Source organism: Clostridium sp. UBA2485 (genome assembly GCF_002341865.1).
Taxonomy (GTDB): domain Bacteria; phylum Bacillota; class Clostridia; order Clostridiales; family Clostridiaceae; genus Clostridium_J.
This window is the reverse complement of sequence record NZ_DDOV01000084.1, coordinates 32,045-56,681: the sequence shown is the minus strand read 5'-3', so window position 1 is coordinate 56,681 and position 24,637 is coordinate 32,045. Positions and strand designations below refer to the sequence as shown.

General features: G+C 29.7%; 21 protein-coding genes and 1 pseudogene. 3 read left to right on the top strand and 19 right to left on the bottom strand.

The window, feature by feature from the left end; translation table 11 throughout:
• From B3603_RS17600 to B3603_RS17545, 12 genes and pseudogenes are all read right to left on the bottom strand, one after another.
• On the bottom strand, window positions 1-939 hold the full coding sequence (locus tag B3603_RS17600) for an ABC transporter ATP-binding protein (protein WP_291567335.1): 939 nt from the start codon (window positions 937-939) through the stop codon (window positions 1-3).
• A gap of 272 nt (window positions 940-1,211) precedes the next feature.
• Window positions 1,212-1,529, bottom strand: coding sequence for a sensor histidine kinase (locus B3603_RS17595; protein WP_291567333.1), 318 nt, complete (start codon window positions 1,527-1,529; stop codon window positions 1,212-1,214).
• Window positions 1,530-2,045: 516 nt separating this feature from the next.
• Window positions 2,046-2,681, bottom strand: coding sequence for a VanZ family protein (locus B3603_RS17590; protein ID WP_414632390.1), 636 nt, complete (start codon window positions 2,679-2,681; stop codon window positions 2,046-2,048).
• 289 nt (window positions 2,682-2,970) lie between these two features.
• A complete protein-coding gene (gene vanY, locus B3603_RS17585; protein ID WP_291567330.1) occupies window positions 2,971-3,846 on the bottom strand; it encodes a VanY-A/VanY-F/VanY-M family D-Ala-D-Ala carboxypeptidase in 876 nt (291 codons plus the stop codon).
• A gap of 109 nt (window positions 3,847-3,955) precedes the next feature.
• The gene (locus B3603_RS17580; RefSeq protein ID WP_291567328.1) at window positions 3,956-5,062 is read right to left on the bottom strand and encodes a HAMP domain-containing sensor histidine kinase; all 1,107 of its coding nucleotides are present in this window, start codon (window positions 5,060-5,062) and stop codon (window positions 3,956-3,958) included.
• Window positions 5,055-5,750 (bottom strand): vancomycin resistance response regulator transcription factor, VanR-F/VanR-M family, encoded by a 696-nt coding sequence (gene vanR / locus B3603_RS17575; RefSeq protein WP_291567327.1) that lies wholly within the window; start codon window positions 5,748-5,750, stop codon window positions 5,055-5,057. The genes B3603_RS17580 and vanR overlap by 8 nt, the downstream gene beginning before the upstream one ends.
• A gap of 110 nt (window positions 5,751-5,860) precedes the next feature.
• Window positions 5,861-6,160 (bottom strand): annotated as a pseudogene (locus B3603_RS17570) (dihydrodipicolinate synthase family protein); the annotation flags it as partial.
• Between the two features lie 446 nt (window positions 6,161-6,606).
• Window positions 6,607-8,034 carry a HAMP domain-containing sensor histidine kinase gene (locus B3603_RS17565; protein WP_291567325.1) on the bottom strand — a complete coding sequence of 476 codons (1,428 nt, stop codon included), beginning with the start codon at window positions 8,032-8,034 and terminating at the stop codon, window positions 6,607-6,609.
• A 5-nt stretch (window positions 8,035-8,039) separates the two neighbouring features.
• On the bottom strand, window positions 8,040-8,714 hold the full coding sequence (locus B3603_RS17560; RefSeq protein ID WP_291567323.1) for a response regulator transcription factor: 675 nt from the start codon (window positions 8,712-8,714) through the stop codon (window positions 8,040-8,042).
• A gap of 227 nt (window positions 8,715-8,941) precedes the next feature.
• Window positions 8,942-10,252 (bottom strand): hypothetical protein, encoded by a 1,311-nt coding sequence (locus tag B3603_RS17555; protein WP_291567321.1) that lies wholly within the window; start codon window positions 10,250-10,252, stop codon window positions 8,942-8,944.
• 277 nt (window positions 10,253-10,529) lie between these two features.
• Complete coding sequence (locus tag B3603_RS17550; protein WP_291567319.1) at window positions 10,530-11,315, bottom strand: DUF2087 domain-containing protein; 786 nt, start codon at window positions 11,313-11,315, stop codon at window positions 10,530-10,532.
• Window positions 11,308-11,580, bottom strand: coding sequence for a DUF2087 domain-containing protein (locus tag B3603_RS17545; protein WP_291567317.1), 273 nt, complete (start codon window positions 11,578-11,580; stop codon window positions 11,308-11,310). The genes B3603_RS17550 and B3603_RS17545 overlap by 8 nt, the downstream gene beginning before the upstream one ends.
• Before the next feature lie 261 nt (window positions 11,581-11,841).
• Here B3603_RS17545 and B3603_RS17540 point away from each other — a divergent pair, with 261 nt between their 5' ends.
• The gene (locus B3603_RS17540) at window positions 11,842-13,170 is read left to right on the top strand and encodes an FAD-binding oxidoreductase (RefSeq protein WP_291567315.1); all 1,329 of its coding nucleotides are present in this window, start codon (window positions 11,842-11,844) and stop codon (window positions 13,168-13,170) included.
• A 356-nt stretch (window positions 13,171-13,526) separates the two neighbouring features.
• Here B3603_RS17540 and B3603_RS17535 read toward each other — a convergent pair whose 3' ends face one another.
• Window positions 13,527-15,293, bottom strand: a complete 1,767-nt coding sequence (locus tag B3603_RS17535) for a M3 family oligoendopeptidase (protein ID WP_291567313.1) — start codon at window positions 15,291-15,293, stop codon at window positions 13,527-13,529.
• 204 nt (window positions 15,294-15,497) lie between these two features.
• Window positions 15,498-16,883: a PLP-dependent aminotransferase family protein gene (locus B3603_RS17530; protein ID WP_291567311.1), complete on the bottom strand. Its 1,386-nt coding sequence runs from the start codon at window positions 16,881-16,883 to the stop codon at window positions 15,498-15,500.
• A gap of 112 nt (window positions 16,884-16,995) precedes the next feature.
• On the opposite strand from B3603_RS17530, the gene pdxS reads away from it, so the two are divergent.
• Together pdxS and pdxT are read left to right on the top strand one after the other, a co-directional pair.
• Window positions 16,996-17,871, top strand: coding sequence for a pyridoxal 5'-phosphate synthase lyase subunit PdxS (gene pdxS, locus B3603_RS17525; RefSeq protein ID WP_291567309.1), 876 nt, complete (start codon window positions 16,996-16,998; stop codon window positions 17,869-17,871).
• Window positions 17,868-18,446 (top strand): pyridoxal 5'-phosphate synthase glutaminase subunit PdxT, encoded by a 579-nt coding sequence (gene pdxT, locus B3603_RS17520; RefSeq protein ID WP_291567307.1) that lies wholly within the window; start codon window positions 17,868-17,870, stop codon window positions 18,444-18,446. Before pdxS ends, pdxT begins: the two co-directional genes overlap by 4 nt.
• Before the next feature lie 116 nt (window positions 18,447-18,562).
• Here pdxT and B3603_RS17515 read toward each other — a convergent pair whose 3' ends face one another.
• From B3603_RS17515 to B3603_RS17495, 5 genes are all read right to left on the bottom strand, one after another.
• A complete protein-coding gene (locus B3603_RS17515) occupies window positions 18,563-19,180 on the bottom strand; it encodes a DJ-1/PfpI family protein (protein WP_291567304.1) in 618 nt (205 codons plus the stop codon).
• A 120-nt stretch (window positions 19,181-19,300) separates the two neighbouring features.
• Entirely contained in the window at window positions 19,301-19,957 is a 657-nt protein-coding gene (locus B3603_RS17510; RefSeq protein ID WP_291567302.1) for an HD domain-containing protein, read from the bottom strand.
• Window positions 19,958-20,133: 176 nt separating this feature from the next.
• On the bottom strand, window positions 20,134-21,975 hold the full coding sequence (locus B3603_RS17505) for an extracellular solute-binding protein (protein ID WP_291567300.1): 1,842 nt from the start codon (window positions 21,973-21,975) through the stop codon (window positions 20,134-20,136).
• Entirely contained in the window at window positions 21,975-22,940 is a 966-nt protein-coding gene (locus B3603_RS17500) for an ABC transporter permease (RefSeq protein ID WP_291567298.1), read from the bottom strand. The genes B3603_RS17505 and B3603_RS17500 overlap by 1 nt, the downstream gene beginning before the upstream one ends.
• The gene (locus tag B3603_RS17495; protein WP_291567296.1) at window positions 22,940-24,022 is read right to left on the bottom strand and encodes an ABC transporter ATP-binding protein; all 1,083 of its coding nucleotides are present in this window, start codon (window positions 24,020-24,022) and stop codon (window positions 22,940-22,942) included. Before B3603_RS17495 ends, B3603_RS17500 begins: the two co-directional genes overlap by 1 nt.
• Between the last annotated feature and the right edge of the window lie 615 nt (window positions 24,023-24,637).

Genomic DNA, 24,637 nt, shown 5'->3' with positions numbered 1-24,637 from the left:
CTAATCCCTTAAATTTCGTCCTGTAAGCTTTAAGAAAACCATCTCTAAATTTCCTTCTTCGCTTTTCATATGTTTAATTTTAAGTCCCATATCAGTTGCTTTTAAGATAATCTTATCTAAATTTTCTATGGTTTTTATACTTGTAATCTCTATTAAATCTTTATTAGAATAAACTTTTTTAACTCCCTCTATAGAGTAAAAGCAATCTAAATCATCTTCTAATATCCTATCTACATATAACTTGTAAACTCTTTGCTCTTTCAAGCTTTCCTTCAACTGTTCTTTTGTACCTTCTGCTATTTTCTTTCCCTTATCCATTATTATGATTCTATCTGAAATTTCTTCTACTTCTTCCATGTAGTGAGTTGTATATATTATTGTAGTTCCCTTATCTCTTAATTTTTTTATAGATTCCAATATATGGTTTCTTGATTGTGGATCTATACCAACGGTAGGTTCGTCCATAATTAATATCTTAGGCTTATGAGCAATGGCACAAGCAATATTAAGTCTTCTCTTCATACCTCCTGAGAAGGTCTTAGGCTTTTTATTTTCATGCTCAAGAAGAGACACAAATTCTAAAGCTTCTTTTACTTTTTCTTTAAGTTCTCTTCCTTTAAGTCCATATAATGAAGTAAAAAATTCTACATTTCTGTAAGCTGATATATCTTCAAATATAGCTAAATCTTGAGGAACCATACCAATTTGACCTCTTATCCATTTTCTATTACCTTCTACTGGTTTATTAAAAAATTTTATATCTCCGCTATCTTCCTTTAGTATTGTAGATAGTATGTTTATGGTAGTACTTTTTCCCGCACCATTAGGTCCTAATAATCCTAATATCTCTCCTTCATAAACCTCAAAATCAAATCCATCCACAGCTTTACTATCCTTATAATATTTTTTTAAATCTTTAACCTCTATAATTCTATTCACAAATATCACTCCTCTCTTTTATAATAAGATTTTTAACCATAAAAAAAATCAACCCATAGGTTGATTTATAAGGTTGATATTTAAAGTTTTAATTATTTAATTTATGGTATTATCTATACCAGTATCTTTAAACTAGGTTTTAAAGATATAAAAATTTCTCTTCTCACTTCTATATTTCATAAAGCTTATAATTTATTTTATATTATCATTCCAAAATTAATTCTATCATAAAGCAAATTTTCCCCTCATCTACTCTATAACTTATATATGCATTATTTTTTTTTCGCTAATTCTCTGCATATAAATAATCCCAATCCAGAACTTATTTGTGTATGGTCTCCATAATTATACTTAGTGAAAGGTTCTAATAAATTTTCTTTATTTTCCTTCGAAATAGGAAGGCATTTATTTTCTATAATTATATAAATATTATTTTCACATTTGCACTGAATATTTATTCGTCCGTCTTCACTATATTTGATTCCATTATCTATTAAATTCACAAGAATAGTTCTTATATCTTCTTTTACAGCAAAAATTACAACGTCATTACTCTTTAAGTTAATATCTATTTTTTGTTTTTCAAACACAAGCTCAAATTCATATATGATTTGAGTTAATAATTCTTTAATATTAAAGTTTTGAGAAATGCCTTACTGAAAACTATGAATACCTATCCTCGAAAATCCTTTTATATCAATAGCTTTGCCCTTTCAACTTGGAGAGAAAGGAATAAAAATAGACTTTTAAGGATATCATTTGAACCAAATTGAACCAAATGATAGTAGTTAGTTGAATACAAAATATCCATCATAGCATTTTAAAATTTAATCTATTTGTAAAGAACCTCAGAAGGTTTCCTTTTGAAGCTCTTTTACAAATTCAGCAAGGGAAAGCGCGTAGAAAAATCCCTCTAAATTAAGTTTAAAACCTATCTTTATTTCCAAACTGGTATCAACTTGGTATTACAAGCAAAGAAAAAGCCTTGGAAACATTGATAATACCAAGTTCCTAAGACTATATATCCTACTCCCATTCCATTGTAGTCTGTCATTTATAATATATTGACTTTATTTTTTGTCAAGTATTATTGATGACGAAAATCCCTAAATAGCAAATAAAAACATCCCCAAAAATGATAATACTAAATAAAAGATTGCTTCGTGTTTGATGACAAATGAAGATGATGTTATTTCATCTTTCTCGTTGCTATTTTTTTTCAAGATGATGTGAAAGAATGCTTTAAAGATGAAATATCCGATAATAGCTCCTAGGGTGTTCATAATTAAATCATCTGTCGTTGTGGTTCGACTTTGAGTGAACAATTGACTTAATTCAATACTTAAGGATAACAAAAAGCCCGACAAGGCAACCTTTTTAATTGTTCGAAATTGTTTCCAAATCAATGGTAACAAGAATCCTAATGGTATCGTCATTATAATATTCAAAATATACGGCATCATTGACTCAGGAGAACTAGAGAATGGAACTAAATAAATTCGATTAAATTCAGATGTAGATGCGATAACAAACCGTTGCACATCCCAAATTGTTCCTATACCTGTTACGCCATAAACAGCTGCCAGATACACTAAAAAAATAAATATCCCTAGAAAATGCTTGCAGGAAACACTTCCTCCTTCCTTCTTCTTAGCCCTTAAATAAAATCCTTTTTGAAATACAATACATAAAATACATGTATAAATAATGTTAATTAAAAAATCAGTGTGAACAACATACATAATACATATACGAATATAGACATATAAATACTGAAATAGTGACACAATAATCCTCCTTGTTGAATCAAAATTTAATTATTGACATGATTATAATATCAACAAAAACTTAAGAATAAGTGAATACAATTCTTAATGTTTTCTTAATTTTTAACGCCTTTAATAAAAATCCAATTTAAAACATAATGCATAAAATAATAGCACAAAAATAAGTATACAAAACTGTAAGCATATAGAATACGTCTCCTAATTTTACATTTAAACCTATGACTTTATCATTTTAGAACCTAATTCAAGAAAATGTGGTCACAATCACTCCATCTATATTATTACCAGATATTTCATACTGTTCATTCGCTGGTACTTCGACTTCAATTGTCTCATTTTTAGAAATAGGATAATATGAAATTGTATATTTTTTCCCATAAACACTAACAGAAATGCTCTTTTCTTCTTTTAAATAATCCAAATATTCTTCCAAAGCTAAATTCATTTCCTGCATAATCGCACTGTGAGACAAGCCGACATAACGAATATGCCAAGGTTCATATTGAATTCCTGTAACATTCGTTTTATCCAAGGGATAGCGTAATATAAAGCCGTATTCCCAAGAATTTTTTTCTATCCACTTTCCTTCAGGCGCTTTATCCATCTTCATTTGAGTAGATCCCACATCAAGTGCTAATCCTAAATTGTGTTCGCTATGACCTGCTGGCAAAGCATAATCAGAACCCATTTCTTCGTAAAGTCTGCTTTGCTCATCTAAGTCTCGAAAACCACTGCTAATTAAAAAGTGAGAAACCCCATCTTTTTCAGCATCAGCTATCATCTCAGAAAATCTTTCAGCTATTTCTTCCGACAATTTAATTTCGCTATCAAGTAACCCATACCCCTTTGTCAATTCTTTGTGGGTAAATAAATTTATGACATCCGATTTTATACTCTTTTGGTGAATAGGATGTTCATTGTTGACCAAGAGTAGATTCCCTTGATAGATCTGTTCTTCCGTAAGCTCAATCTTTTGGATATTTTCAGCTGCCATTTTATCATTTTGTTCATATTTTTGAATCTCTCCTTGAATATCTACTTTATCTTGAGATATCGGTGATATATTAAAAATAAAAACTATGAATAATGCAAAGGGCAATAAAAGTCCCCACTTTTTCATTTTTAGTTCCCTCCTTAACTTAACTTGTCTATAGTATAGGAAAAACTTTTAAAATAAAAAGTGGGGTAAATATTAAATTTTCCTTAAATTTTTTACTTGGATTTTACACTTAATCTCTTTGGGAATCCTCCATTGGTAAACGGACTTCAAATATAGTGCGTATTAAATTACTTTCAGCAGTAATCGTCCCATTGTGTTGCTCTACTATATTCTTCGCAATGAATAAACCGAGACCTGTGCTATTTTCTTGATGAGTTCGTGCTTTGTCACCAGTATAAAGCATATCAAAAATATAAGGCAGTTCATCTGGAGGAATGGCATCCCCATAATTGATAATTTGAATAACTACTTCCTTTGAATCAATGAAGCCGTTGATATCTACATACTGCCCCTCATATCCATAGCGATTTGCATTAATCAGGAGATTTTCAAACACACGGGCCAACAACTCTCCATCACCCATAATAGATAAAGGAGAAGTAATATTCATTCTTGCTATCAAATCGTGTTTCTCGAAGACAGGATACAACTCTTCTTTCAATTGAATAAGTAGCTCACTTAAATCAATTTGTTTCTTTTCAATTGGTAGCATGCCATAATTCATCCTAGTTATTTCGAATAATTCATCAATCAACCTTTCTAAGCGTTGAGATTTGGTAAAGGCAATCATTAAATAATGCCTAATCTGATTTTCAGTCAAGCTATCATCCTTAAGGATTAAATCTAAATAACCTAAAATAGAGGTAAGAGGTGTGCGCAAATCATGAGCCAAATTTACTACTAACTGCTCTTTACTACTTTCCGAAAAATCACCCCTTTCTATGGCTTGCTCCAATTTTTCACTTGCCAGATTAATGCCTTGTGCAATATCACTAAATTCATCATTTGACAATATTTGAACTCGATGCTTAAAGTCACCCTGAGCGAGATAATGAATTCCTTTTGAAATCTCATTGAAATAGGCAGAATAGGGTTTTGTAAGTAAAAAGAAAAACAATATCGAAAGCAGGATAAATAACAGTAAAAAGACGTTAAAGTCCCCGATATTTTCCATGATTTTACGAACATAAGCTAGTGTATCTCCACGTTCAACATTTGTATAATAATACAATTGGAGTACTTTAAAGAGTAAGTATGTTATGGCGCTAGACAACAACATGCTTAAACCTAACAACATTATCATTTTTGAACGAAAGCTTCGTAGTATTTTACCCATTGAATTTATAACCTACCCCCCATACAGTTTTTATCAATTTGTTTTTTCGTTTATCCTCTTCAAGTTTTTTCCTCAAAGTACGAATATGAACCATAACGGTATTCCTACATTCATAGTATGCATCCCCCCATACCTTCTGAAAAATATCTTCTGCACTATAAACTTTATTTGGATGACTGGCTAATAAATATAAAATCTCAAACTCTTTCGGAGTTAACTCAATATTCTTACCATATAAAGTAACTGTATGGTGTTCAGGCGAAATCACTAATCCTCCAAATTCCAAGCTTGAGTTATGTTTAGTTTTAGGTTGATTTAACTTCATAAAGCGTCGCAGTTGGGCATTTACACGAGCTACCAATTCGATGGGTGTGAATGGTTTAGTCATATAATCATCTGCTCCAATCACGAGTCCTTGCACTTTATCAAAATCAGACGTTTTAGCGCTCAAAAAAATGATGGGCATATTATGTTTTTCACGAATGTGACGGGTAACTTCATATCCGTCCATTTTCGGCATCATAATATCCAAAATCAGTAAATCAATCGGTTGAGTCTGAATAGCCTCAACGGCTTCTTGTCCATCAGATACCTTAATGATATGGTACCCTTCTTTCTCTAAATGGATAGCAACCAAATTAGCAATTTCTCTATCATCATCAGCTATTAATATTGTTATATTCTTCATCTATCTCACTCCTAAACAAAGTTATATCTCATATTCCGATATGGATAACCCTCTGAAAAATTATTTTTGCAATTACCGATTCTTGATGTTCTTACTCCTAACACCCTCTCTTATATTATGGGTTTATTAAGCTCTTTTACAATAGCTTTTGTATAGTAAATAGCCTCTTTCTGAGTCGGAAGTATATATGGAGAATACCCTAACAGTACTCCAGAAATTTTATTGCATTGATTCACGTATTTCGCTAATTCAATAGCATCTTTTTGACGAATGCTAAATACATTAAAAATTATTTCTAAGTCTGGACTTAAAGCGTTATTTTCTTGAATAGCATTTAAAATAACAATTTTTTCTTTTACAGATAAACTGTGTTGTTCTCCTGTTGCCCCACACACTAAAATAGATTTTACTCCTTTTTTAAGCTAAGTTGATGATATGCTCTAAGGTTGCTTGAACGTTTATTTCTTCGTCGTAATGAAAGGCAGTCGGCACAGCAACATGATAGTTTTCTTTTAAATTAAACAAATGTAATCACCCTATTCATTTAAAGTTATAAAAATTATATACTGAAATGAAAATGACATCAATCTTTTCACTTATAAAGAATGCGGCTACATTGATGAAGGTGTACGTAAAATGGGTAAAAAAGAGGAACTTATTATTATGAGTTTTTATTTATAGAAAACGCTTCGTAAAGATTTTTTCTAAATAATAATTAAAATAAAATAGACTTAATTCTACGATTGTAGAGTTAAGTCTATTTTTATATTTTCTCACGACTCTTTTTACTAAAGCCTGTATATATGCTACAATTTTTAAATAACTTCTCTTCTTAATTATGTATCTTATATCCTTATCATTCAAAAGGTAATTCTATCATAAAGCAGATTTTTCCCTCTTCTACCTTATAAGTTATGTATGCATTATTTTTTTCCGCTAATTCTTTGCATATAAATAATCCCAATCCAGAGCTTATTTGTGTATGGTCTCCGTAATTATACTTAGTAAAAGGTTCTAATAAATTTTCTTTAATTTCCTTTGGAATAGGAAGGCATTTATTTTCTATAATAATATAAATGTTATTTTCACATTTGCACTGAATATTTATTCGTCCGTCTTCACTATATTTGATTCCATTATCTATTAAATTCACAAGAATAGTTCTTATATCTTCTTTTACAGCAAAAATTACAGCATCATCACCCTTTAAGTTAATATCTATTTTTTGTTTTTCAAACACAAGCTCAAATTCATATATGATTTGAGTTAATAACTCTTTAATATTAAAGTTTTGAGCTGTGTATCTCTTTCTCTCTTTACCTCTTGCCACCACCAACATATTTTGAACCATTGTATGCATCCTTTTAGATTCAGCTATAATTCTATTATAAGCTCTTTCTGTTACTTCCTTATCCATTTCTCCCTTTTGAAGTAGCTGAGTATATCCTATAATTGCAGTAACAGGGGTTTTCATCTCATGAGTTGCATAATTAAAAAAGTTTCTCGATGATTTTTCTAACTGCTCTATCTTTTTCTTTTCTAACTGCAAACATTCCATTTGTGCCTCTATTTGATCTTGCATTCTATTAAAATGATGAATTAAACTTGATACCTCATCATTACTCTTTGTTTCTAATCTATTAGAAAAATCTCCTTGTTCTACAAAAGTCATACCTGTTGCTAAGGTGTTTAAGGACTTTGTTGTTTTCTTTAACCAAAAATATATAATTAAGATCATTGCTATAAATAGTAGGCTTTGAATAAATACAATCTTTGTCATAAGATTAATAGAACCTTTATACTCACTTAAATAATCTTTTTGAAATACTAGTGTTCCTACATAATTGTCCCCTACATACATAGGATAGGCATAAGTAGCATAAAACACTGCTTTTTCATTATGTATATATAATAATGATGATTTTCTATCGCTATCTGTCATTATCTTTTCTGTATATTTTTCATCTAGTAGCTTCCCGGTGAATTGTTTATAATTATTCCTATCATCATTTACTGAAGCGTATATATCATATTGTTTATTAATATTATTTAAGATTGGCCATAATTCACTTTTATTATTGAAACTAATTGTATCATTACTTATAAGATATTGTGTTTTCATTTCAGAAAAGGTAATAGTTCTTATCTTATCCATATCATTTGTAATAAAAGTCTGTAGATTCTTTTCAAATATTCCCCATATTATGATGTTTATTATAATCAATACACTTAAACTAGCTATTATAACACCTATAGTTATTTTTCCCCTAATAGTTTTTAACATTCTATTTACCTCATAACATAGCCAATTCCAAATACTGTTTCTATAAGAGTATCTCCAGGCATTTCTAGCTTGGATCTAATTCTCCTAATATGAACATCTACTGTTCGAGTGTCTCCAAAATATTCATATCCCCATACTTTATCTAAAAGCTCTTCCCTTGAAAATACTCTATTTCTATGGGTAACTAAATAAAAAAAGAGAGCATTTTCCTTTCTCTTTAAATCTACTTCTTCTCCATTTTTAAATACTCTTTTCCCTACCAAATCTACAGTAATATCTTCTGCTAGGTCCAAGGTCTGTTCTAAAGAAAAATGTTTTTCTTTTTCTAAACTTCTAAATAATACTTTTACTCTAACTATAACTTCTTTTATTTCAAATGGCTTTGCTATATAATCATCTGCTCCTAGTTCTAATCCAACAATTTTATCAAAAATATTATCCCTTGCAGTGATCATAATTACTAAATATTCTCTTGATATTTTCTTACAAATCTCAAACCCATCCATATCAGGCAGCATAAGATCTAATAATACAAGATCTGGTTTAAAACTTTCTATTATATCCAATGCACTTTTACCATCAAATACACTTTTAACTTCGTAGCCTTCATCTTTTAAAGCAATTGTTAAAACATCATTAATTGAATATTCATCTTCCACTACCAATATTTTTTTACCCATTATATTCACCCTATCTCTAAAATAGCAAGAAATTCACTTATTTTAAATAAACCTATATAGTGATGTTACGTGTTTACTATAACATCACTATATAATTTGAAATTAACTATAATTTTAATTTACTATTCAATAAATTATTTCAATATTTTGCATATACAAAAATTATATATTAAAACCTTGATTCTATCAATGTTCTTCAAATCACATTGAGCTAAAACCATAGACTTCTAATATTCAATTTTATATTTTTTATATACAATATCTTTTGTTTTTACTGTGTCATCTTCAAATTTAGTTAAATGCCTAGCCAAAAATACTTCTGTTCCATCTTCGCTTAATGCAATGTACACGTTAGGATATAATATTTCTCCTTCATCTTCAATTTTCTCTTTATATATAACATTTAGCTCATCATTTCTTATCTCTTTAATATATCTATTTATAGGGATTATAGATTCCATAGTTTTTTCATTTTGCTTAAACTCTTCTATGTCTAGCATATTATTTCCTATATATTTTGCCCACATATTGATGCCATCTGGTACTTCAAATAATACTCTATATTGATTAGTCTTAAAATTGAACTTACTGATAGAAATGGTCCTATAAAGTGGACGATATAAATATGGTCCCTGCTCATTTATATATTCATCTTGAAAAATCAGCATTTCATCACTATTTATCATTACTCCACTTACATTATCTATTTTATCTTTTTTATTTGTGCCAATATACTTATCTAAATTAATATATGATTCAAAAAAAGCATTTTCTTTTTCTAATTTCAATTTATAAATTTTAAAATCCTTATTTATCCACACTAAGGATTGTAGTGAATCTACATAATTAAGAGTGTTAAGGCATCCATTTTTTTCATATTCTTTATCATGAACATCATAGAGTTTCTTACTTTTCATATCATATAAGTATAGCTTTTCTTTATTAGATGCCGTTGTTATATAAATCTCTACATAGTTTTCATTATTTGAATTAAGTCTAATATGGCACGCACTATCATACCCGCTACGTTCTTTCAATTCACTTATTATCTTTGTCAGTTCAGGAATTTCCTTAATTTTATCTTCCTTTTTATAATCTATGCTAAATACTTTATCATTTTCAAACAATTTGAATCCTAGCATTTTAGCTCTCCATATAAAATTAAAAGCTTCCTTTGAAGTTTCTATTAAATTATTATCATCATCTACTTTGTATAAATACTCTTTCATATATCCTGCTATTGGGTGAGCTGCTGTAGCTTTATCTGATCTTGATATTTCTCCATATCCTTTATCAATAGCTCCGTAAACTTCCCCTTCATGATAAAAAGCTGGTTCAAAATAATCTTCTTCATCTAATTTTAAATCTATCTTTTCCACTGTTACTTTTGGATTTTTATTTTTTTGCCCTAATTTTTGATCTCTTACATCGCTTTCAAGAACTATTCTTTTAACTAACTCTTCATTCTTCTGTTTACAGCCAATTAGCTGCGTAGTCAAACTTAAAAGTACTACTGTACATAATATTTTCTTATTCATGCCTCTCCCCCCTAACATTATATTATCAAATGGTTTTTACAAACTAACTTTAACTTGTTTCCAAATTGTAAAATATCCCAATTTTTTCATAAAAACATCCTAGAATACTGTATTTTAAGTATTCTAGGATTAACAAAATTTATTATACTTTAATTTAAATGTGGGTATATTTTCTTAGTTGCTATATTTTCAAACTTACATATAAATAATTTATATCTTAAGGTTTTATCTAAAATATATAAGAATTTTATAATGTCGGCAACCTGTATAATCTTATTTATTCTTTAACCCAATAACTTCTGCAATCATTAGACCTGCTTAGAAAGCCGTATTCGATTAATGCTCTTCTTATAGTTGCAAAATCATCATATACTGCCTTTAATATTTCATTTATTTCTTTTTCTGAATAAATTACGCCACTTTCAAATTTTTTCATTATTTCTTCTAAAACTATAATTTTTTTCTTTTCTCTTGATGGATAACTTTTTAATACCCCACTTTTATCCATATAATTTTCTATGACCTGTAACTTCTCCTCATCAGTTATATTGAATCTATCATCTAAGGTAGTTGCTGTCTTATGGGCATCACATATAGTTCCTTTATCAAGCTTATTTATCTTTTTATTAGTACTTTGAGCTAACAAATCCATAATAGCTAAATACAATTTTGCCTGCTTTTCTTTTTCTCTTAGTTTATAACGATGATTTCTTATAGTAGAGGTTGCAATGTTTAACTTATTAGATATTTCTTTATCTGATAATCCCTGTGAAAAAAGGTTTATTATTTCTCTTTGTACCTCTGAAATTCCGGTAAAACTTGAATTCATATTTAATAAATATTGCAGCATTGAATTATGTTTCTCTCCTATATGAATTTCAGCAGCTTTCTTTGCTTCATAAAACTCCGAATCAATCTTATATATTTTACCAATAGTAAAATTTTCTCCACAAATTAAACATTTAATATTATCATCACTTTGAATATATCCATTTTTTATATCATCTATTGTTGCATTCCAGAACTCTTCATTATTTTTTATTTCTTCATCACTCTTATTCATCAATGTATTCTCCTTTTCTCCAATATTTCGAACCATCTTTTTCTCTAGATAATAGTTTATAATCTATTAATCCTCTTCTAAGTAGAAAATAATCTTCAAATGTATGCCACTCATTAATTATGCTATTAACTTCTTTCTCAGTGTAAGAATAATTATATTCAAATTTACTAACAAGATAACTTAGAATTTCAACTTTTAGCTCTTTTTTAGCAGGCCAAATTTTTATTCTACCTTTATCATCAAGAAATCTTTCTATATTCCCCATAATATTCATCTCCTAATTCCATAATTAATATATTTACCCCAATAAATATCATTTATAACTATAATTATATAATCATTTTTATATTTTGTCTATTTATTTATAGATAAAATTAAATTACGTTTATGTATATATTTAATATATTAACTATCATATTTAATTGATGCTGCTTAATTGTCATCAATTTTCTTATTTAATTAAATATATCAAAGGCGCTTAAAATTCATAATATGTATTAAGATTAATTTTGAAAGGAGATATATAATGTATTTAACAGGTGGTGTTGTTCGTAGAAATAATCCCCTATATTTAGAAGCTAGTAGAGATTTAAATCTAGCTTTTAGAAAATTTCCTTGCATTATAGTTTTCTGTTTTTCTGAAGTAGATGTCATAAATGCATTAAAATATGCAATATCAGAATGCATCCCATTTAGAATTAGAAGTGGAAGACATGATTATGAGGCAAATTCAAATGTAAATAGAGGACTAGTAATAGATATTAGTAATATTAATTATACTTTTATCGATAGAATAAATAATACTGCTAAGCTTGGTGGTGGAATAACAAATGGAAAGATGTACTCTGACTTAATAAGCAAAGGTTATACTATCCCTGCTGGAACATGTAAAGATACAGGCCTCTGTGGTCTAACTACTTGTGGTGGTGTAGGATTTGCATCAAGATTACTAGGACTTTCTTGTGATAATTTATTAGAAGTAGAATTAATAAATTATGAAGGTAAGAAAATAGTTGCAAATGAATGTTGCAATGATAATTTATTTTGGGCTGTAAGAGGTGGGCTTGCCTCAAATTTTGGGGTAGTAGTTTCACTAACTTATAAAATTACTCCTGTATGTGATGTTTCAACTTATGTTATAACTTGGGACAGCAAATACTTTATTGATATAGTAGAGCTTTGGCAAGAGCTAACCCCTCATGCTGATGTTAGATTAACAACTACTGTAGTTTATGAAAAAGACCCCTGTGGTGATATCTTATTATCATCACAAGGACAGTTTTTTGGAAGTACAGAAGAATTAGAATGTATAATAAGGCCACTTATAAACGTTGCTCCAACAAAATCTGTAGAAATAGAATGTGTTCCATATAGAGAAGCTATAGAGATGTGGAATATTGGATGCCCTACCCCTCAAAAATTTAAAGCAACAGGTTCTTTTATATATGAGCCACTTAATAGATGTATATTAAAATCTTTAGAAGATAAAATGATAAATTCTCCTAAGAACTATAGACGATTCTATGAGTTTATAGGGCTTAACGGAAATGTAAGTGACATTGATCCAAATGACACTGCCTTTGTTCATAGAGACTCATTGTATTTATTAGAAGTAGAATCTGTATGGACTTTAAACAGATATAGAGAAGATAATATTAATTGGACAAACAGTGTTAAAGCTCTATTAGATCACGTTGGAATAGGAACCTATAGAGGTTTTACTGATTTTCATATTATAGATTGGGAAAATCAATATTATGGAGATAACTATCCAAGACTTAGAGAAGTTAAAACTGAATACGATCCTTTAAATATATTTAAGTTCCCACAATCAATAGAACCTTTTAGTATTTAAATTTAAGGTGAAAACATTAATTATTTATTAAGTAATCAACAATCTTCATATTTTTTAGTTAATATATCCACAGAAATGTGGATAAGTTATACAAATTATAATAAAGATTTTAAAATAAAAATATCCTAGAATACTTATGTTATTAGTATTCTAGGATTAATAAAATTTATGTTATTTCTATTTACATATTTAATGGTTCTCCTTGCTGCTCCATTTCTATGCCCATATATATTGTGTCACTTTTAGTAATGACATGTTTATACCATCTGATAATCTGCAAACTTCAAATAGTAATGATTAAAAACTAATATACTCAACTTTATGAGGCAGTCTTCCTATAGTACTTAGATACCATTCTATAATTCAATAAACCTTTCAATATCTTTCTCTATAATTTTTAATGCATTTCTCCAAAAATCCATAGATTGAACATCTATATCAACTATTTTTGCAATATCAACAATATTGTTTTTGCTTGTTTGACTTAGAAATATATCATATTTTTTCTCAAAGTTCTTTTTTTCTTTTATATATTCAGCATAAAGACCTTTTGAAAATAGAACACCAAAAAAATATGGAAAATTTAAATATTCATTACCAACCATAAAATATCCAACCTTATTCATCCACATATATGGATGAATAGTTTCCTCTTTAATACTATTACCGTAAGAAGCTCTCATACAAGTAATCATTAATTTATTTAGCTCCTCAGCAGACAATGCTCCTAATTTCCTTTGTTCAAAAAACTTATTTTCAAATAGATATCTCCCATAAAAATCTACTATATAATAAGCAACATCAGAAATACTTCTTTCTAACACTTCTATACTTTGACTACTTGGTAATATATTTAATAATTCATTACTTACTATAGTTTCACAAAAAATTGAAGCAGTTTCTGCAATGGGGATAGGATACTCAGTATTTAACATCTCTTCATTATAAAGCTTAGAACTATGGTACGCATGCCCAATTTCATGAGCTAGTATACTGACATCAATATATCTACCATTGAAACTAGTCATTATTCTACTCTCTTTCATTGGAAAAATGTCTACGGATAATCCATAATTGCCCTTATTTTTTCGTGGTTCTGCATCAATCCATCTATTCTCAAAAGCATTTTTTGTAAAACAAGCAAGTTGTTCGCTAAAATTTTTAAAACTATCTATAATCAAGTTTTTAGCATCATCATAACAAATTTTCACATTGTTATCACCTATAGGTGCGTAAACATCGTAAAAAGGAAGATTGTCTTTATATCCTAGTAATTCTGCTTTTTTATAAAAATACTTATGAAACATTGGAAGGCTTTCTTTTATGGCCGTGGTCATAACATTTAATGTTTCAAAATCCATTCTTGATTGTAATAAAACTTTTTCTAAAGGTGATTTATACCCTCTAACTTCATATACATTAAGGGCTTCACCGCCAATTGAGTTTATGCACTTAGCACAAATTTGTGATATATTTTTACACAAATCATTTTCTGCATAATAAGCAGCCTTTCTCAAAGAAGTATCTTTTTCATATGCCATATTTCTAAGCTCTGCAAGTGTAACTTTCTCTTCTACACCGTCAATAGTAATGTCCACTGTAGTAGCGGTTATTGTCTCCATATAAAGCTTCTGCCAAGCCCGCGAACCTGATATTTGCATTTTAGCAAAAATTAATTCTTCTTTTTCATTTAATAGATACTTTGATTTTCTTAAAAGCTCTAAAAGATAGAATTTGTGTTCTAAAAGATATGGTGACGTACTTATTATTCCATCCAAATTTGTAATATTACTAAGCCACCTACTAAATGTTACAAAAACTTTAGTAAGTTCTAAATTTTTATATTCAATATCATCCGAAATGTTCATTGCTTCAGTATTTTCAAAATCCATATTCATAATTAAATATAAATAGGAAGATAATTTAAAATATACTTTCTTGTATTCATTATTAAGCTTTAAAAACTCTTCAATTTTAGAAGAAGAGCTTTCGTCCTCTTTCCAATGCCTTATATCTAATTTATTTATAGAAGCTATATAGATATTAAGCTGCTCCATGTCTTTTTTAAATTTTTCACAACTAAAAGAAGTGTAGATATTATCTAAATTCCACGTTAAATCCATTAATAAACATCTCCTTATAAAAGCCATTATCAATTTTTATTTGTGAATTTTAAAAAGATCTACATATTTTTATCACTCCTTAAAGCTTTGTTTGAGATATAATTAATGGATAAACTTATAATTCTTAATACTTATACAATACAAATTGTTCTTTTATTAATATTACCATATTTTACATAATAAGATAAGCCACTTATTATTAATTTATTTCCAAGCTTCTACTAAGAGAGAAGCTATTTTTTTTAATTCTGATGGAGTAAAAGAAGCATATCCTACTACAACTGTTTTTGTATCAGGAATTTTTTTAATATAATAATCTGACAAAGCATAAACTCCAACACCTTTATTCTTTGCACTTTCAATAAGCTGAGCTTCACTCATGCCATTATTTACTTGTAAAAGAAGGTGCATCCCCGCATCCTCTCCACTTATGGAAATCATATGGCTTAAAGGCATCAATCCCTCTAAAAATGCATCTCTACGATTCTTATATATTTTTCTCATACGATTCAAGTGGCGCTCATAGTAACCACTTTGTATAAAAGCTCTTAAAGTACGCTGCTCAAACTCCGAAACTGTACAGGAATAAAACATAAGCTGCTCTCTGTAATGTAACAGTAATTTTTTAGGTAGTACCATATATCCGATACGTAAAGAAGGAGCAAGGGTTTTAGCAAAAGTATTCAAATAAATTACCTTATCATTATGATCCAAACTTTGCAGGGTTGGAATAGGTTTTAGCACAAATCGGTATTCACTATCATAATCATCTTCTATAATATATCTTTCATCACTTTGTGAAGCCCATTGCAAAAGCTGTCTTCTGCGATTAATACTCATTATTGTTCCAAGTGGAAAGTGATGTGATGGAGTCACCTGCACAACAGTAGCAGGAGTATTTTTGAGTTCATCAATGCACATTCCTTCTTTATCCATTGGAATTGAATACATATTTACTTTACGACTTTGTAGAATACGAGAGGTTTTATAATATCCTGGGTCTTCCACTGCAAAAGCATGATTTGGAAGCATTTCTGTTATAAGCCCTAATAAATATTCTGAACCTGCACCTAAAACTATTTGTTCCGCTGATACATTCATGTTACGGAATTCTTGAAGGTATTTTGCTATTACATTGCGCAATTCAATATCACCTTGAGGATGTACAGGTTTAAGCAAAGAGTCCCCTTCGTTGTTAAGACATTCACGCATTAGTCTTGTCCAAACTGAAAAAGGAAAATTGCTAGTATCTACAGTATTTGTTTTTAAATCAAACTTTACATCATTAGGAGATTGAATTTCATGTTTTACTTCCCATTCAACTTTAGATTTTATTTTAGGTATAAATTCAACTTGTTGAACATAGTACCCTTTCTTTTCTACAGCATTAATATACCCTTCTGCTTTAAGCTGATTATATGCGTTTTCAACAGTAACTTGGCTAACTTGCAGATGTGAAGAAAATGCTCTTTTAGAAGGAAGTTTTTCGCCTGCTTTTAAGGAACCTCCTTCAATCATATGTCTTATATGCATATAAAGCTGCTCATAAAGAGGCCCCTCTTTTTTATCATTAAATATTACTGTAATCATAACATAACTCCTATCTGGCATTATTAAATATTTGAATTCTGGTTATTGAAGGCATATCAGATGTATTATATTATTATTTCAAGAAAATTGTCAAGATTATGGAGGTTTTAACATGGGTCAGGAAAGATATGAATTAAATAAAAATTTAGCACAAATGCTAAAAGGTGGAGTAATTATGGATGTAACTACACCAGAACAAGCAAAAATAGCAGAAGCTGCTGGAGCATGCTCCGTTATGGCACTAGAACGTATTCCTGCAGATATTAGAGCAGCTGGAGGGGTTTCCCGTATGAGCGATCCTGCTATGATTAGAAGTATTCAAGAAGCTGTTTCTATTCCAGTTATGGCAAAAGTTCGTATTGGACATTTTGCAGAAGCTCAAATTTTACAAGCTATTGAAATTGACTATATAGATGAAAGTGAAGTTTTATCTCCAGCAGATGATATTTACCATATTGATAAAAAGCAATTTAATGTTCCTTTCGTATGTGGCGCAAAAGATTTAGGGGAAGCACTACGACGCATAAATGAAGGTGCATCTATGATACGTACTAAAGGAGAACCGGGAACAGGAGATATTATACAAGCAGTACGTCATATGAGAAAAATTATGAGCGATATCCGTGCTATTGCTTCAAAAAGGGATGATGAATTATACTTAGTTGCAAAGGAATTAGCAGTTCCTTATGAGTTAGTTAAATATGTTCATGAAAACGAGAAATTACCAGTTGTTAATTTTGCCGCTGGTGGTATTGCAACTCCAGCAGATGCAGCATTGATGATGCAGCTTGGTGCTGAAGGTGTATTCGTTGGCTCTGGTATATTTAAATCTGGTAATCCTGAAAAACGTGCTGCTGCTATAGTTCAAGCAGTTACAAACTATAAGGATGCTAATTTAATAGCTAAACTTTCAGAAAATCTTGGTGAAGCTATGGTTGGAATCAATGAACAAGAAATAGAATTACTAATGGCGGAGCGTGGACAATGAAGATAGGTGTATTATGTCTACAAGGAGCATTCATTGAGCATATTAAAGTTTTACGTCAATTAGGTGTAGAATGCTGTGAAATTAGACAACTTAAAGATTTCACAGAGGACTTAAGCGGGTTAATTCTACCTGGTGGTGAAAGCACAGTTATTGGTAAATTATTAACTGAACTTAATTTACTAAAACCAATACAATCTGCAATAGAAAAAGGACTACCTGTATTCGGTACTTGTGCAGGACTTATTCTATTATCTAAAGAGATAAGTGGTGACAATACAACCTATCTTAACTCTATGGATACTACTGTGAAGAGAAATGGTTATGGACGACAGCTGGGAAGTTTTACGATAGTTTCAGATTTCAAAGATATTGGGCAAATTCCTATGGTTTTTATCCGTGCTCCTTATATTATTTCCTGTAAGGATACTGTAGATATACTAGCTGAGATAGATGGAAAGATTGTAGCTGCAAGACAAGATAATATATTAGTTACTGCTTTTCATCCCGAACTAACTGATGATATGCAAGTTCATAAATACTTTTTAAATATGATATCTGAAAGTAATTACATTTAAAAAGCTTAAGCATAATATAAATTATAATATACATTACTTTATTTATAAACTCTTATAGATAAATAAAAAGCATGAAGGATATAGGTGTTTTTTTAATTTCCTTCATGCTTTATAAGTTAATCTCTTATACTTTTTATCATTTCGTAATACCCGCGTTTATAAGTATTGTAATATGTTTCAATCTGTTCTGGAGAATATGCTTCTAGGGCAAGTAATACTTCTTTGGTAAACTCAAGATAGCCTGTACCATTTGCAGTGATTAGCTTACCATCTCTTACCGCTTGTTGTTCTAAATAATTCTTTTCTCCTAGATATTTAGTTTCAGAAATTGTTTTTAATACTTCAAGGGTATTACTTGTATGTTTATTTGCATTTAAAAATCCATTTACACCAAGAAAAACTGTAGCATCACAGATGGCAGCTAAAACCAGATTTTTTGATAGAGTCGTTTCAATGAGTGGTATTATTTGTTTTGCTTCCTCTGTGTGCCAAGAATGATTGGCACCAACTAAAACAAGTGCAGAATACTCTTCTGGGAGACTATTAATATCATAGTCTGGAAAGGTATAGAAGCCGCCAAAAGACTGTATTGGTGCTTTTGTTAAACCCAGTGTTTTCACACAATATTTTGTAGGACCATCTTGAATTCCTCCATGCAGAGCTGGTGCAAGAAATCCACTTTCCCAGTCCGCATACTCATTTAACAGCACAAAAATTACTTCTTTTTTATTCAATTCAATCTCTCCTTTTTTCTTATCATAGCAGAATTAATATGATAGACTGTCATCAAATTAATTCTAAATTAATCTATTATGCTAGCTAATTTACATTATATCTCAATAATTACATTTAAATCATTGAATTCCTTCTATCTCTAAATCTAATCTTTTAAAAAAGTCATCCATGAATTTTAATCGTTCAATACCAATTTCTTTTGCTTTTTTACTATGTAGCTTTTCTGGAATTTTCTTAAACTTTACTTCATACTCAATAAAAGGTGAATGCTTTGAAACATCTTTTAGTCTTCCATTATCTGAAGTATTTGTATCTATTGGATTCTTTACTGATAAGCTTTGTCCAAATTGCCCTGCAAGCATAAAACAGCGAGCAATTCCAATTGAACCAAGTGCATCAAGTTTATCTGCATCAAAAAGTATTTTAGCTTCTATTGTTTTAGGTCTATTATCAGTTCTAAATCTGTGTGTAATAATGCAGTGCTTTATCTTTTCAATTTTATCTTCTTCATATTTTAAATTTCTTAATATATCCTCTGCCATTTCGCTCCCCAATATGGCATGATCAATTTCTCCTGTTTTATCTTTACTCTCTTTCACTCTAGCAATATCATGTAATAACACTGCCGGAATAAGAACTTCTAGGTCTACATTTTCCTCGTATTTTGATAAAAACATACATAGATTATACACTCTAAGTACATGATCAAGGTTGTGTGCTGAACATGACAATTCCTTTTCTACAATTTCTCTAATCCTTTTATGTCTTATATCCATATCTATCCCCCATTAATAATTAATTTTATTTATTATGATTTTACCAAACATATGTTCGTAAATCAATATGTTTTTCAAAATTTGGATGAATATGAATATTATGCATTTTAATAAAAGATATAATTCTAGAATTTATCAATAAATTAAGCCTTGGTTTCCCAAGGCTTAATTTATTATCACTTTTTACTATTTTTAACTTCAGTCCATATATCGTCGAATAATCTTGTAGCTTCTCCTACATCTTTAATAAGTTCATTACCTTCTACTGCCTCTCTTGGTGGATAAACAGCTATGTCATTTAACTTACCTGGATCAATTAGAGGATAAGCTGCTTGATTTGGATTTGCATAAGGGAACTCTTCAGATACTTGAGCACTAATTTCTGGTCTATAAATGAAGTTTATAAATTCCTCTGCTAATTTCTTATTTTTAGCCTTCGCTGGTATAACAAAGTTGTCATATTGTGGAACTACTCCTTCTTTTGTTAGAACTGTTTCCAAATTAGGATTCTCAAGTTTGGCAAGATATGCTTCTGTACCCCATACATATCCTATTGAAGCTTCTCCATTTATTAATAGTGTTTTTGGCGATTCACTATCAAAAGCTTTTATGTTCGGCATTAGCTTTATCAAATCTTCCTTCGCCTTTTTAAGTTCTTCAGGATTTGTAGTGTTTATAGAATATCCATTCTTTTGAAGCGCCATACCTACAATAACTCTTGGGTCATCTAAGATAACCATAGAATTTTTAAACTCACTATCCCATAATCCATCAAAGGATGTAATTTCTTTTGATATCTTGCTTCTATCCACTACTATATAATTGCCTCCCCACATATAAGGTAGGCTATATTTATTATTAGGATCAAACCCTAAATCTAATACATTTTTATCTATGTTCACAAGATTAGGTACATTAGCCTTATCTATTTCTTGAATTAAATTTTGCTTAATCATTATCTCAATAGCATAGTCACTAGTAACTACTAGATCATAAGGTATATTTCCGCCCATAAGTTTTGCAAGCATTTCTTCGTTTGAAGAAAAAGTAGCGTAATTAACCTTTACGTTATATTCTTTTTCAAACTGTTCTACAACTGATTGAGGTAAGAATTCAGACCAGTTAAATAGATTTAATACTTCTTTTTCAGTTTGTCCTACATTCCCGAACATAATAAATCCTGCTCCAAATACCATTAGTGAAACTACTACTGCTGATAATGCTTTTTTAATCTTCTTATTTTTAAGAGCATTTCTTCTTATACCTTCAGCAATAAGTACCATACTTAAAGTAAATACCATCATCACTGTTGATAGAGCATTTATTTCCGGAGTAACACCAAACTTAACCATTGAAAATATCTTAAGTGGCAGTGTATTACTATCTGGTCCAGAAGCAAAAAAGCTTATAATAACATCATCTAAGGATAAAGTAAAAGCAAGCAATCCTCCTGCTATAATCCCTGGTGATATTACTGGTAATGTAACCTTAGTTAAGGTCTGCCAAGGTGTAGCACCAAGATCTAGTGCAGCCTCTTCTAAAGCAATATCAAATCCATCTAATCTTGCTCTAACTACTATAATAACATAAGCAATACAAAATGTTATATGTGCAAGTATTAAAGTTAATAATCCTGCTTCTAAATTAAGTAAGGAAAAAAAGGCAAGCATTGATATACCCATAACTATTTCTGGAATAACCACTGGAATATATAATAATCCTTCCATAACCTTTTTTCCCTTAAATTTATACCTATACATACCAATAGCAGCTAATGTGCCTATAACTACTGCAAAAAAAGTACTCACGAAGGCTATAATTAAACTATTTTTTAGTGCCTCTAATATTTGAGCATTATTTAATAAACTTTTATACCAATCTAGTGTAAATCCCGACCATGTAGCATTTAATTTTGATTTATTAAAAGAAAATACTATTAAAACTAAAATTGGTAAATATAAAAATCCATATACTAAAGCTGCATATATTTTACTTAACAGATTTTTTTTCTTATCCATTAACTACTAACCTCCTCTGTGCCCTTTTTCGGTGTAGTTCCCTTAAAGTAAAGGCCAATAGCTATGAGCATTAGTATTATTACAATTACTGCTATAGCTGAACCAAATGGCCAGTCTCTGGAGGTTAGGAACTGATTTTTAATTAGGTTAGAAATAAGCATCGTTTTACTTCCACCCATTAAATCTGATATAAAGAAATAACCTAATGTTGGTATAAATACAAGCATACATCCTGCTACAATACCAGGCATAGTTAAAGGTAGAGTTATTTCTTTAAAAGTTTTATATGGTGAAGCACCAAGATCATTGGCAGCTTCTATATAACTCATATCTAATTTTTCTATAGAAGTGTAAATAGGAAGCACCATAAATGGCAGCATTATATAAAGCATCCCTATAAGCACAGCACCATCTGTATAAAGCATTTGTATTGGATTGGAAATAAGTCCAAATCTCATTAAATAGGTATTAATTACCCCTTCCGTTCTTAATAATATTATCCATGCATAGGTACGAACTAAAGAATTAGTCCAAAATGGAAGTATAACTAAAAGTAATAGAAGTCCTCTATATTTTTTATTAGCTCTTCCTATAAAATATGCAAATGGATATCCTATAATCAAACATCCTATAGTGGTACTAATAGAAATAATTAGTGTCTTGATTAATATTTGTCCGTATATAGGAGATAATAATCTTTTATAATTGTCCAATGTAAAAGGTAACTGGATATCTCCATATTCACCTCTTGATAGAAAGCTAACTATTAGCACAAGAAGTAATGGAACAATAAAAAATGTAATTAACCATATGGCGACTGGACCTATGGTTTTAAATATTGGGGCAGACTTTAAAAATCTTCTCTTAAAACCCTCTTGACTCTCTAATGAAGCATTTTTATTTTCTGTCCTATGCAATAGCTTTCCAAGAAAGTTTGAAAAAGCTTTGCTAAGTTTACCCCGCATTATTGTACCACCACTGCGTGTTTAGGGTTCCATGTGGCAAACACGTATGGTTTATTATGGGCATCTAAGGAGTATACGTCACTTATAGGTTCTGATACAACGAACTCCATGCCATTTTTAGTAACAACAACGGTTTTAATAACCGAACCATTATAAATTCTCTCTTTAACATTTACCTTTATTCCAACCATTCCAATATCAACATTATTTGAAAGTTTAATTCTTTCTGGTCTAATTGCAAGACAAATTTCCTGTGCCATAGAAATCAGAGAATCAGTTATTAGTATTTCTTCTCCAGCATCTTTATTTATAAGATATCTGTCCTCACCTTTTTCTAAAATTGTGCCTTCAAATAGATTAGTTTCACCAATAAAGTTTGCAACAAACTTAGTTCTTGGTTTTTCATAGATTTCTGCTGGAGTACCAACATGTTCTATAACGCCTTTATTCATAACTACAATTCTATCAGACATAGTTAATGCCTCTTCTTGATCGTGAGTTACATAAATAAATGTAATACCTAATTTTCTTTGAAGCTGTTTTAGCTCTAATTGCATTTGTTTTCTAAGTTTTAAGTCTAATGCTCCCAAAGGTTCATCTAATAAAAGCACTTTTGGATTATTTATAACAGCTCTTGCTATAGCAACCCTTTGCTTTTGCCCACCTGAAAGCTCATTTGGCATTCTATTTTCATAGCCTTCAAGTTGAACCATTTTTAACATTTCACTTACTCTTGCTTTGATTTTGCTTTCTGACACATTTTTCACTTTTAAGCCAAAAGCTACATTTTCAAAAATATTCATATGAGGAAATAATGCATAACTTTGGAATACTGTGTTAACACATCTTTTGTATGCAGGTACTTTTGATACATCTTCTTCATCTATAAAGATAGAACCTATACTTGGATCTTCAAAACCTGCTATCATTCTTAATGTTGTTGTTTTACCACACCCACTGGGACCTAAAATTGTTAAAAATTCTCCCTTCCTAATATCTAGAGAAACCTCTTTAACTGCTAAGGAATCACTTCCTACAAATCTTTTGCTAATACCTTTTAATTGAACCATTACGTCAATCAAGAAAATCACCCCTACCTTATATTGTTTGTTTATGTAAATTTAAAATTACTAACTTTATATATTTGACAATTTTAATTACAAATCATCAATTTCCTTAAATCATGTTATATAAAAATAAAAAAACCCCTTGCATAAAAATTGCAGGGGTGTAGATTTCATAAGTATTTATCTCTTTGATAAAACTAGCTGTCTTTGTATATGGATTATAAATTACTTTATAAATTTAGGACAAACTCCAAAGCGTTAACCAACGTTATCTTAATATTGTTAAAACTACTTCTTTATTAAGACGCTGTTGTTCCTATTTTCTCCATTAACCCCTCTTCTTTATTTATTTTAAATAATTGGTTTTTACTACTTATCGACTTATCCGTACTCATAATATCCCTCTTATCTCAAAATAAAATTTTTTAATATTTATCTCTTAAATTTATAAAATCATAACCTATATAATAAAGTTATCAGCTTAGATTATACCAAAGCTATCAAGAAAATTCTACAATTTATTTATATTTATTTAATGTAAATTTAGACAATTGATTTACTTAACAATTATCTGATTAAGTCAAGTGATTTATAATATTATATTCTAATATCTCTATAAATTTCATGTTT

What these genes read in the sequence shown, in the direction of transcription:
- B3603_RS17590 (WP_414632390.1), bottom strand. Translation starts at nt 2,681, where the DNA reads ATGTATGTTGTTCACACTGATTTTTTAATTAACATTATTTATACATGT.
- vanY (WP_291567330.1), bottom strand. Translation starts at nt 3,846, where the DNA reads ATGAAAAAGTGGGGACTTTTATTGCCCTTTGCATTATTCATAGTTTTT.
- B3603_RS17580 (WP_291567328.1), bottom strand. Translation starts at nt 5,062, where the DNA reads ATGGGTAAAATACTACGAAGCTTTCGTTCAAAAATGATAATGTTGTTA.
- vanR (WP_291567327.1), bottom strand. Translation starts at nt 5,750, where the DNA reads ATGAAGAATATAACAATATTAATAGCTGATGATGATAGAGAAATTGCT.
- B3603_RS17565 (WP_291567325.1), bottom strand. Translation starts at nt 8,034, where the DNA reads ATGTTAAAAACTATTAGGGGAAAAATAACTATAGGTGTTATAATAGCT.
- B3603_RS17560 (WP_291567323.1), bottom strand. Translation starts at nt 8,714, where the DNA reads ATGGGTAAAAAAATATTGGTAGTGGAAGATGAATATTCAATTAATGAT.
- B3603_RS17555 (WP_291567321.1), bottom strand. Translation starts at nt 10,252, where the DNA reads ATGAATAAGAAAATATTATGTACAGTAGTACTTTTAAGTTTGACTACG.
- B3603_RS17550 (WP_291567319.1), bottom strand. Translation starts at nt 11,315, where the DNA reads ATGAATAAGAGTGATGAAGAAATAAAAAATAATGAAGAGTTCTGGAAT.
- B3603_RS17545 (WP_291567317.1), bottom strand. Translation starts at nt 11,580, where the DNA reads ATGGGGAATATAGAAAGATTTCTTGATGATAAAGGTAGAATAAAAATT.
- B3603_RS17540 (WP_291567315.1), top strand. Translation starts at nt 11,842, where the DNA reads ATGTATTTAACAGGTGGTGTTGTTCGTAGAAATAATCCCCTATATTTA.
- B3603_RS17535 (WP_291567313.1), bottom strand. Translation starts at nt 15,293, where the DNA reads ATGGATTTAACGTGGAATTTAGATAATATCTACACTTCTTTTAGTTGT.
- B3603_RS17530 (WP_291567311.1), bottom strand. Translation starts at nt 16,883, where the DNA reads ATGATTACAGTAATATTTAATGATAAAAAAGAGGGGCCTCTTTATGAG.
- pdxS (WP_291567309.1), top strand. Translation starts at nt 16,996, where the DNA reads ATGGGTCAGGAAAGATATGAATTAAATAAAAATTTAGCACAAATGCTA.
- pdxT (WP_291567307.1), top strand. Translation starts at nt 17,868, where the DNA reads ATGAAGATAGGTGTATTATGTCTACAAGGAGCATTCATTGAGCATATT.
- B3603_RS17510 (WP_291567302.1), bottom strand. Translation starts at nt 19,957, where the DNA reads ATGGATATAAGACATAAAAGGATTAGAGAAATTGTAGAAAAGGAATTG.
- B3603_RS17505 (WP_291567300.1), bottom strand. Translation starts at nt 21,975, where the DNA reads ATGGATAAGAAAAAAAATCTGTTAAGTAAAATATATGCAGCTTTAGTA.
- B3603_RS17500 (WP_291567298.1), bottom strand. Translation starts at nt 22,940, where the DNA reads ATGCGGGGTAAACTTAGCAAAGCTTTTTCAAACTTTCTTGGAAAGCTA.